Annotated in this window: 3 protein-coding genes; 2 read left to right on the top strand and 1 reads right to left on the bottom strand. The window is 72.6% G+C overall.

The annotated features are described in order from the left end of the window. A partial coding sequence (locus tag D7Y13_RS39340; protein ID WP_341870469.1) for a lantibiotic dehydratase occupies nt 1–3,215 on the top strand: 3,215 nt, incomplete at its 5' end. A gap of 3 nt (nt 3,216–3,218) precedes the next feature. On the opposite strand, the gene D7Y13_RS39335 is transcribed toward D7Y13_RS39340, so the two are convergent. After that, nucleotides 3,219–3,518 (bottom strand): hypothetical protein, encoded by a 300-nt coding sequence (locus D7Y13_RS39335; RefSeq protein WP_120583296.1) that lies wholly within the window; start codon nt 3,516–3,518, stop codon nt 3,219–3,221. 152 nt (nt 3,519–3,670) lie between these two features. Between D7Y13_RS39335 and D7Y13_RS39330 the strand changes: the two genes are divergently transcribed. Beyond that, the coding region (locus D7Y13_RS39330; RefSeq protein WP_167508818.1) for an OsmC family protein at nt 3,671–4,083 on the top strand (413 nt) is incomplete at its 3' end.

Genomic DNA, 4,083 nt, shown 5'->3' with positions numbered 1-4,083 from the left:
CCGCCCTGCCGGGCCACGCCCCCTCCGGCTTCTTCGTCCTGCGCACCCCGCTGCTGCCCTTCGATGCGCTGCGCGCCTGGAGCGAGGACCTGCATGCGGCCCGCTTCACGCAAGCCCCTGTCGCGGAACTGGAAGCAGCGCTCGCGAGGGATCGCGCCCTGCTGCGCGACCGCCTGGCGGCGGTGGTTGCCCGGCCGGAGGTGCGCGAGGCATTGTTCCTCGCCTCCCCTTCGCTGGAAGAGCACCTCTCCGCGTGGACGAGCGCTCCGGACGGTGAACATGGCCAGAAGCTGGAGCGCACGCTGGTGCGCTACTGGCAGCGCATGGCCTCGCGCTCGACGCCCTTCGGCCTCTTCGCTGGCAACAGCCTGGGCACGCTCACCGGGCCGACGCGGCTGGCGCTGCCCGCCCGCGAGTCGTACCGCCGTCACACGCGGCTGGACATGGACTACGTGGATGCGTTGACGGACCGGCTCGCGGGACTGCCCGCGCTGCGCGAGGCCTTGAGCTACCGCCCCAACTCCAGCCTGTACCGGGCCGCGGGGCGGCTGCGCTACGCGGAGTCGCGCCGCGAGGGAGGCACGCGCACCTACCAGCTCGTCAGTGTGGAGCCCACCGCGTACCTGGAAGCCACGCTGGAGCGGGCCCGCGCGGGTGGCTCGCTCGCGACGCTCGCCCAGGCCCTGGTCGAAGCCGACCCCGACGTGGCCGCCGACGAAGCCCGGGACTACGTGGACATGCTCGTGGAGCACCAGCTCCTCCTTCCGGAGCTGGCACCGCTCGTCACCGGCCCGGAGCCGCTGCGCGAGCTGCTCGCGCGCCTGGAGTCCGTGCCGGCGATGGCGGACACCGTCCGCGTCCTCCACCACGTGCAGGACGCGCTGATGGAGTTGGATGGCTCACCCCTGGGGGCCGAGCCGTCGCGCTACCGTGCGCTGGCGAAGGACCTCGAAGCGCTTCCCGCGCCCGTCGAAACCAACCGCCTCTTCCAGGTGGACCTGCGCAAACCCGCCGAAGCGCTGAGCCTGGGCCCGGCCGTGGTGGACGCGATGGCCCGGGGCGTGGCCCTGCTGCACCGGCTGAGCCCGGCTTCGGATTCGCCAACGTTGCGGCGCTTTCGCGAGGCCTTCGTCCAGCGCTACGAGGAGCGCGAGGTCCCCCTGTTGGAGGCCCTGGACGAGGACGTGGGCGTCGGCTTCGAGCTGGCGAGCCCCGAGGCCGCGGAGGCCTCCCCCCTGCTGCGCGACCTGGCGTTCCCCTCCCCTCCTTCCGAGGAGCGCGTCGCATGGGGCAAGGCCCAGGCGCACCTGAACTACCGTCTGTCGGAGGTGCTCCGCACGGGCGGCCCCCTGGAGCTGGACGCCGCGGACCTGAAGGCCATGGAGAACCCGCGCCCTGTGCCGCTGCCAGACGCCTTCTCCGTGATGGCGACCGTGCTGGCCGCGTCCCAGGAGGACGTGGACGCGGGGCGGTTCCAGCTCGTGTTCGATTCGATGATGGGTCCCTCGGGTGCGGCGCTCCTGGGCCGCTTCTGCCACGGCGACCCGGAGCTGCTGCGCCACGTGAAGGCGCACCTGCGCGCTGAGGAGGCGCTGCATCCGGAGGCCGTCTTCGCGGAGGTGGTGCACCTGCCGGAAGGGCGCGTGGGCAACATCCTCTGCCGCCCCGTGCTGCGCGAGCACGAGCTGGTGTTCCTGGGACGCTCGGGTGCGCCGCCGGAGCAGCAGCTTCCGCTCACCGACCTGCGTCTCTCCGTCCGGGGCTCGCGCATCGTCCTGCGCTCCGTGAAGCTGGGACGCGAGGTGATTCCCCGCGTCACCCACGTCCACAACTTCGGCCGCGCGCACCTGCGGCCCTATACCTTCCTGGGCACGCTCCAGCAGCAGGGCGCGAGCCCCGGGCTGCGCTGGCACTGGGGGCCGCTCGGCAGCAGTGCGTTCCTGCCCCGCGTGACGTGCGGCGGGCTGGTCCTCCACCGCGCCCGCTGGCGCCTCAAGGCGCCCACGCTTGATGCGCTCGGGGAGCTGCAAGGCGCGGAGCGCTTCCGCGAGGTGCAGCGGCTGCGCGAGCGCCTGGGCCTCCCGCGCACCGTGGGCCTGGAGGACCGCGACAACGTGCTGCCGGTGGACCTGGACAACGTGCTCAGCATCGACACCTTCGTCCAACTGGTGCGCCGTCAGGCGGAGGTGGTGCTGGTGGAGCTGCCCACCAACGAGGCCCTGTGCGTCCAGGGCCCCGAGGGCCGCTTCGTCCACGAGGTGGTGGTGCCCTTCGTGCGCGACGCGCCGGCCGTGCCCGCGCCCGCCGTGAGCACCGCGAAGCCCCCGAAGCTGGAGCGCTCCTTCCCTCCCGGCTCCGAGTGGCTGTACGTCAAGCTCTACACCGGCACGGCGCTCGCGGACCGGGTGCTGGCGGAGGCCGTGGCGCCGCTGGCCCGCGAGGCCATCGCCTCCGGTGCCGCGCACCAGTGGTTCTTCCTGCGCTACGGCGACCCGGACTGGCACCTGCGCGTGCGCTTCCAGGGCGACCCGCGACGGCTGCACACCGAGGTGCTGGCCCGCCTCCACGAATTGCTGCGCCCGCTGCGACAGGACGGACTCGTCCACCGCGTGCAGGTGGACACCTACGAGCGCGAGGTCGAACGCTACGGCGGCGACCTGGGCCTGCCGCTCGCGGAGCGGTTGTTCCACGCGGACAGCGAGACGGCGATGGAGCTGCTCGACACGGTGGCGGGCGATGACGGAGCGGACGCACGCTGGAGACTGCTCCTGTGCGGCATCGACCTGCTGCTCACGGACCTGGGCTTCGACCTGGAGGGCCGCTCCCGGTTGCTCGCGGAGCTGCGCAAGGGCTACGGCCAGGAGTTCCAGGTGGATGGCGCCTTCGAGCGTCGGCTGGGCGAACGCTTCCGGACGCACCGGCAGGAACTGGAGTCCCTGCTGTGGCAGCCGTGGCCTTCCGAAGGGCCGCTCGCCCCGGGACTCGCCGCGCTGCGACGCCGCTCCGCACGACAGGCGGAGGTGACGGAGCAACTGCGCGCGTGCGCCACCCGGGGCCAGTTGACGCAGCCCCTGGACCGGGTGGCCGCGAGCCTCGTCCACATGCACACCAACCGGCTGCTGCGGACCGCCGCGAGGGCACAGGAGCTGGTCCTCTACGACTTCCTGCACCGGCTCTACCTGTCCCGACAGGCGCGCGAGAAGAAGGGGTCCTGAGCCCTACCGGGCCGGGGGGATGATCCGCCGGGAGCCCTCGGGCTCGAAGGCCCCGTGGCGCGGCACCTGACGCGGGGACGCATTGCCCACCAGCGGCAGGTCCACGCCCTGGGGCCACACCAGCGTGGGCGTCCCCGTCCACGGGCCCTCCACCGGCGTGCGGACCCGCGCACCGTCCTCCAGGGCCTGGGCCTGTTCGGCCGCATCCAGGGGCCGGGCCACCTCCAGCCGACCGGAGCGACCCGGTGCGCTGAGGTCTCGCGCCTCGGGCTCGCACGACGCGCGTCCCTCCTCCGGTGGCAAGGAGTCCCCACACGCCAGCAGGGCGAAATTCTATTCCCCGTCCAACCCGGGATGCGCCCCCGGGTTGCACGGCACCGCGTTTTTTCCGGCCGCGCATCGCGGACGACCCGGTGCACCCGCTGCCTTCGTATCCAGGACAGGAGGCCAACGTCATGGCACAGCCGCTGTACACCGGACAGGTCCGCACCGTGGGGGAGAGCATGGCCCGCAGCACCACGGAGGCGCAGGCGTTCAGGATCTTCATGGACGAGCCCGTGGAGCTGGGAGGCAGCAACGGCGCCCCCAGCCCGCTCGACTTCATCCTCGCGGCGCACGCGGGCTGCCTGAACTACATGACCTTCTTCATCGCCCGCGAGCTGGGCATCCCCGTCACCGGCACCGACATCACCGTGAAGGGCTCCCTGGACCCCGCGAAGTTCGCCGGCACCCACCGCGACATCCGCGCCGGCTACCAGTCCCTCACCGCCACCATCCACGTGAGGGGCGGCGCCACCCCGGAGCAGCTCACCCGGCTCCTGACGGAGGTGGAGACCCGCTGCCCGGTGAGCGACAACCTGGCCCACCC

The sequence above is a fragment of the Corallococcus praedator genome (assembly GCF_003612125.1).
Classification (GTDB): Bacteria; Myxococcota; Myxococcia; order Myxococcales; family Myxococcaceae; genus Corallococcus; species Corallococcus praedator.
This window is presented reverse-complemented; position numbering and strand designations above follow the sequence as displayed.